The sequence below is a fragment of the Brachyspira sp. genome, assembly GCF_050873525.1.
Classification (GTDB): domain Bacteria; phylum Spirochaetota; class Brachyspiria; order Brachyspirales; family Brachyspiraceae; genus Brachyspira.
In genome coordinates this window covers 1-6,826 of the sequence record NZ_JBNMIZ010000144.1, presented here as the reverse complement: position 1 = coordinate 6,826, position 6,826 = coordinate 1, and the positions used below count along the sequence as shown (strand labels likewise).

Below are 6,826 nucleotides of genomic sequence, written 5' to 3'. Positions count from 1 at the left end.
GCACACAAGGGGTTAAAACCCCTTGTTATTAGAAATGTTAATAAATTCTAATTGGATTACTTCGGGCTAAAGCCCTCGTAATGACTTTGTCATTGCGAGCGAGTGAAACAAGCGAAGCAATCCACTTTGTGTAAAATTATAATTAAATCCAAATATCTTTTTGTTTTTATATAAAATCTATGTTATAATATTTTAACTTTTTATTTTATGATTATTTAAAATATTTTTTTATTATTTTATTTTTTTAATAAGGGTTTTTAAATGAACGATTCTATTGAAATAAGAGGAGCTAAAGAGCATAACCTTAAAAATATATCGCTTTCAATTCCGCATAGAACTTTAACGACTTTGACGGGAGTTTCTGGAAGCGGAAAATCGTCTCTCGCTTTCGATACGATATTTAAAGAAGGACAGAGAAGATATTTGGAATCTTTATCGGCTTACGCGAGGCAGTTTTTGGGAGTAATGGCAAAAGCGGATGTGGAGCATATAGAAGGACTCTCTCCCACAATATCAATCGACCAAAAGAGCGTAAATAAAAATCCTCGTTCTACCGTTGGAACTGTGACGGAAATTTACGATTTTTTTAGATTATTATTCGCGCGTCTCGGAACTCCTTACTGTTCAAAATGCGGACATAAAATTTCAAAACAGAGTGAAGACCAAATCGCTCAAACGGTTTTAAGAGATTTCAAAGATAAAAGAATAATTATTTTAGCGCCTATAGTTCGCGATAGAAAAGGAGAATATAGAAAAGAAATCGAAGATGTAAAAAACGCGGGCTATCCGAGAATAAGAATCGACAATATAATTTATAAATTTGAAGAAAATGAAATTCCCGAACTCAAAAGATACGAAAAGCATACTTTGGAAATAGTTATAGACAGAATTAAAGCGGAAGACAAATATTTATCGCGCATAACGGACGATATTGAAAGAGCGATAAGAATAACGAAAGGATTAGTCGCTTTTTACGAAGAGCATGAAACCGAAAAAACAGAAGAAAACGATAAAGAAAATAAAACTAAAAGAAAAAAAACTAAAATAAGCAAACAGTCGGAAATAGACAAATATTATAGATTATATACAACCGAACGTTCCTGCGCAAATTGCGGGCATTCCATCGCCGACATCGAGCCGAATTTATTTTCGTTTAATAATCCTATGGGCGCATGTTCCGTCTGCGGAGGACTCGGAGTCGAACATATATTTACCGAAAAGCATATTATAAGAGACGAGAATTTGAGCGTTTACGAAGGAGCTTTAAGTTGTTTTGTCGATAACCATATAGGCTTTGATATGGAATACGGCTTCGAGGAATTGGAAACGATAGCGAAAGTTTATAAAATAGATTTGAAAAAGGCTTGGAAAGATTTAACCAAAACAGAAAAAAAATATTTGCTTTACGGAACGGATAAAGAAATTAGATGGAGAAAAAGATTCTGGTATCATAGTAAAATTGTAGAGGAAAAAGTTCCGGGAATTTTGACGCGGTTAAAATACGATTACGAAACTTATAAAATGTCCTACTTTGCGAATTTTATGGACGAAATTGAATGTCCGAAATGCAAAGGAAAAAGAATAAACGAAGACGCTTTAGCCGTTAAATTTGACGGTAAAACTATAGCCGATTTTTCTTCAATGACTATCGAAGATTTATTTGATTATTTTACAAAATTAAAATTGAAACCGAATGAAGAGATTATAGGAAATCCGATTATAAAAGAAATAATTTATAGATTAACTTTTTTAGTTAAAGTCGGGCTTACTTATTTGACGGTTGAAAGAGCCTCCCCTACTCTATCGGGCGGAGAATCGCAGAGAATAAGATTAGCCTCCCAAATAGGAAGCGGACTCGAAGGCGTTTTATATGTATTGGACGAGCCTTCAATCGGACTTCATCAATCGGACAATAAAAAACTTATAGAATCGTTAAAAACTTTGAGAGATAAAAATAATACCGTTATAGTCGTGGAACATGATAAAGAAACTATGGAAGAATCGGATTATTTAATCGACATAGGACTTGACGCGGGAGTTTCGGGCGGAAATATAGTCGGAATTGGAAATTTTGATGAGTTTATAAAATCGGAAAAATCCTACACGGCAAAATATTTACGCGGAGACGATGATATACCGATTCCTAAAACGAGGCGGGAAGGAAACGGAAAATTTTTGAAAATAATCGGAGCTTCGCAGTTCAATTTAAAAAATATCAATGTTAAAATTCCTCTGGGTTTATTTTTAGTGGTAAGCGGATTATCGGGAAGCGGAAAATCCACATTGATTGACAATATATTAATGAGAGCTTTGCATAATCATTTTTACGGAAAAATTAGCGGAAAAACTTTTAATGTGGGAAATCATAAAAAAATCGAAGGACTTAAAAATATAGACAAAGTTATAGAAGTTGACCAGTCGCCAATCGGAAGGACGCCGAGAAGCAATCCCGCGACATATACTAAAGTTTTCTCTCCAATAAGAGATTTATTTGCCGCAACTAAACTTGCGAAAATGCGAGGATACGATAAAGGCAGATTTTCTTTTAATGTAAAAACGGGAAGATGTCCAACTTGCGAAGGCGCGGGTTTAATAGAATTGGAAATGCAGTTTCTTTCAAATGTTCTCGTTCCATGTGAAGAATGCGGAGGAAAAAGGTTCAACGCTGAAACTTTGGATATTAAATATAAAGATAAAAATATTTACGATGTTTTGGAATTAACCGTTTCGGAAGCGATAGAATTTTTTGACGGAATAACTTCAATCACTCGAATATTAAAAATAATGGAAGATATAGGACTTGGCTATATAAAATTAGGACAGCCTTCCACGACTTTATCGGGAGGCGAAGCTCAAAGAATAAAACTTGCAAGCGAACTTCATAAAATATCGACTGGAAACACTTTATATATTTTAGACGAACCGACTACGGGACTGCATTTTGAAGATATAAAAAAATTACTCAAAGCGCTCGATAAACTTGTTGAAAAAGGAAACACCGTTATAGTCGTGGAACATAATTTGGATGTTATAAAATGCGCCGATTATATAATTGATATGGGACCTTTAAGCGGAGACAACGGAGGAAGAATCGTAGCGGAAGGAAAACCCGAAGATATAATAAAAGTTAAAGAATCTCTTACAGCAAAAGAACTTAAAGCCGTTTTGAATCCGAAAACCAAAATAAATAAAATTAAAAAAGAAAATAAAAAAACGGAAAATAAAAATACTGAAGAAAATTTTCTTACGATAAAAGGAGCTAATAAGCATAATTTAAAAAATATTAGTTTAACGATTCCTAAAAATAAAATAAATGTGATAACGGGAGTTTCGGGAAGCGGAAAAACTTCGCTCGCTTTTGAAACTATATTCAAAGAAGGACAGCGAAGATTTGTTGAATCGCTTTCCACTTACGCTCGAAGATTTTTGGGAAGATTCGAGGATGCAAAAGTCGATAAAATAGAAGGATTATCTCCAGCAATAGCGATAGACCAAAAAAATGTTAGCAGAAATCCGCGCTCGACTGTCGCTACCGTCACGGAAATATACGATTATTTTAGACTGATATTTGCAAGAGTTTCTACCCCACATTGTCCGCATTGCGCCGATAAATACACTTTAAAAGCTCAAAGTCCTTCGATGCTATCGACTGAAATAACGGAAACTATGGAAAATTATAAACTAATTATAATATCTCCGATTTATCATAGTTCGCTTAATCATAGATTTGCTTTATATGTTGACGATATTAATTCGCCGTCCGCAATAAAAAGTTTGACGGAGAAAATTAGAAAAGCGGGATATTTGAGAATACAAATTAACTCTTCAGATTATGTTATTGACGATATTACCGAAGAAACTATAAAAGAATTATCGAAAGAAGAAATTTATTCTGTTGGAATAGTTATAGACAGAATAGTCGTTGGAAAAGATAAGAGAGCGAGAATTTCGGACGCGATTGAAAAAGCGATGGATTTATCGGGAGGAATCGTTCATATTAAATCGAGCTACGGAATAATGATAAGAGAGAGTTTTCATACAAAATTTCCCGCTTGTTTATTGCATGGAATATTATTTGATTTTGAAATAACGCCGAGACATTTTTCTTTTAATTCGCATTGGGGATACTGCCCAGAATGTAAAGGACTCGGAAGCAAACCAGCTTTCAGTATAGACTTGGCTATAAAAGATAAAACCAAACCGTTATTTGACGGAGCTTTGGACACTATGCTTCATAATATGTTTTCGACACATGGAAAATATTATACGGACTCTTTATTTAGAATGCTTAAAAGAAACGGAATTGGAAGAAAAGAATTATACGAAATTCCTTTCTGCGAACTTGAAGAAAATATTATAAATACTTTCTTTTTTGGAGGCGAGAGCGCGGTTGGAAATGTTTTGGAATACTGGCATTTGAATAACGATATTACAAGCGAGGATTACTCGGAGTGGAAAGATAAATCGCTCGCGAAATTTTTTATTGACGAAGTATGTCCCGAATGCGGCGGAGAGAGATTAAACGAAATAGTCCGAGCTTATACGATAGATAAAAAAAATATAAGTCAGGTTTCGGCAATGACGGTTGAAAGCGCGATTAAATTTTTTGATAAACTTCCTCTAATTTTAAGCGAAAGAGAAAATATTATTTCTAAAGAAGCGATAAAAGAAATTAAAACTCGATTAAGTTTTTTGGATAAAGTTGGACTCAATTATTTATCGCTGGATAGAAAATATTCGACTTTGTCTGGAGGCGAGGCTCAAAGAATAAGACTTGCAAGTCAGCTCGGTTCTAAACTTACGGGCGTTTTATATGTATTGGACGAGCCTACCGTTGGACTTCATCCTAAAGACACGGGACATTTGCTTGAAACTTTGAAAGAATTGAGAGACTTAAAAAATACTCTCGTCATAGTGGAACATGACAGAGACACGATGAAAGCAGCAGATAATATAATCGACATGGGACCTCATGCGGGAGCTTTCGGAGGCGAAGTGATTTTTGAAGGAAAGTTTAACGATATAATAAAAGATAAAAAATCATTGACGGGAGAATATTTAAGCGGAGAGAAAAAAGTATTCGAGAAAACCGAAGTTAGAGAAGAAAATTCAGAGACGATAAAATTAAAAAATGTTTCCACAAATAATTTGAAAAACATAGATATTGAAATTCCTCTTAAAAAAATCGTTGTCGTTACTGGAGTTTCGGGAAGCGGAAAATCGTCACTTATAATCGACACTCTTTACCCTGCTTTGAAAAAAAGAAAATTAAATCAATATTCAAAATTTGAAAGCGCATATATTCCCGATATAATTTCCGACACTATACTCGTTGACCAAATTTCAATAGTCGGTTCGATAAGAAGCACATTGATAAGCTACAGCAAAGTTTTCGATAAAATAAGAAATATATTTTCAAAAACTCAAACGGCGAGAGCGAAGGGATTTTCTGCGGGAAGATTTTCTTATAATTCAAAAGAAGGAAGATGCAATATTTGCGAAGGAAAAGGAATAAGAAAAATTGCAATGCATTTCTTGTCGGATATGGAAATAGTCTGCGAAGCCTGCGGAGGAAAAAGATATAATGACGAAACTTTATCGGTTAGATTTAAATCTTTGAATATAGCCGAAGTATTGGAACTTACCGTTGACGAAGCTTTGGAATTTTTTGAATTCGACAAATCGATTACAAAAACTTTATCGGTTATGAGCGAAGTCGGTTTGGGATATATAAAACTCTCCCAAAGACTCGACACTTTTTCGGGCGGAGAATTACAGCGATTAAAACTTTCAACCGAACTCTCAAAAAAACAATCGGACGAACATATAGTTTATATACTTGACGAACCTACAACGGGACTTCATTTTGACGATGTGAATAAACTTTTGATAGCCTTGAATAAACTTGCGGACAAAGGACATAGCGTAATTATAATAGAACATAATCCCGATGTGATAAGAGCTGCGGATTATATAATAGATTTGGGACTTGACGGCGGAATCAACGGGGGCGAGATAATAGCCAAAGGAACGGTTGAGGAAATTCTTGAAATGAAAAAAGGTTATACTTGGAAGTATATATAAATATTGCGAGCATTTGCAAAAATGAAAGCAATCCAAACACAATAAAATTTCTTTTCTGTGTATTACTTTAGCTATAAATATCTTCGTAATAACGGGAAAATAAAAAAACCGTAAATACGACTATAATTAAGCTTTATAAATTGTTAAGTTAATAAATTTTAGTATTAACTTTTTCGCTCCACACTCTTTCATTAAATTTTACAAAAATTATTAATTAAACATTTTGACAAATAAAATTATTTTAATATTGATTTTTTATTAATAGAATTTAGAATAAAAAATATGATAAATTATATAGACATAATAATAAAAACGAATCTTTTTGAAAATATAGATAAAAAAGAAATTCCAAATATTTTAGAAAATTTTAAATCTCAAAAAAAATCCTGCGATAAAGGAAATATAATTATTGATACTGGAGACAAAGTAGAATCTATTTATATAATATTAAACGGAAAAATAGAAATATCGAAAGAATACGAAGACACGAGAAAAAATATAGTCAATATATTTGAAAGCGGAGAAATATTCGCCGAAGCAATAGCGCTTTCGACAAATAAAATATCTCCAATAACCGCCGTCTCTTTAAGCAGAAGCGAACTTATAAAAATTAATGTGAAAAATATATTCGATAATAATTTGAAAAATAATAAAAATATATTTATAGAAAATTTATTAAAAATCATATCCGATAAAAATAAATTTCTTTCGATTAAAAACGATATTTTGAGTCAATAAAGTT

At 33.1% G+C, this 6,826-nt stretch carries 2 protein-coding genes; both read left to right on the top strand.

Annotation, left to right across the window (positions count from 1 at the left end; all coding sequences use genetic code 11):
- The first annotated feature begins 261 nt into the window (after positions 1-261).
- Entirely contained in the window at positions 262-6,084 is a 5,823-nt protein-coding gene (gene uvrA / locus ACR0QS_RS09430; RefSeq protein WP_432633192.1) for an excinuclease ABC subunit UvrA, read from the top strand.
- 282 nt (positions 6,085-6,366) lie between these two features.
- On the top strand, positions 6,367-6,822 hold the full coding sequence (locus tag ACR0QS_RS09425) for a cyclic nucleotide-binding domain-containing protein (RefSeq protein WP_432633191.1): 456 nt from the start codon (positions 6,367-6,369) through the stop codon (positions 6,820-6,822).
- Positions 6,823-6,826: the final 4 nt, after the last annotated feature.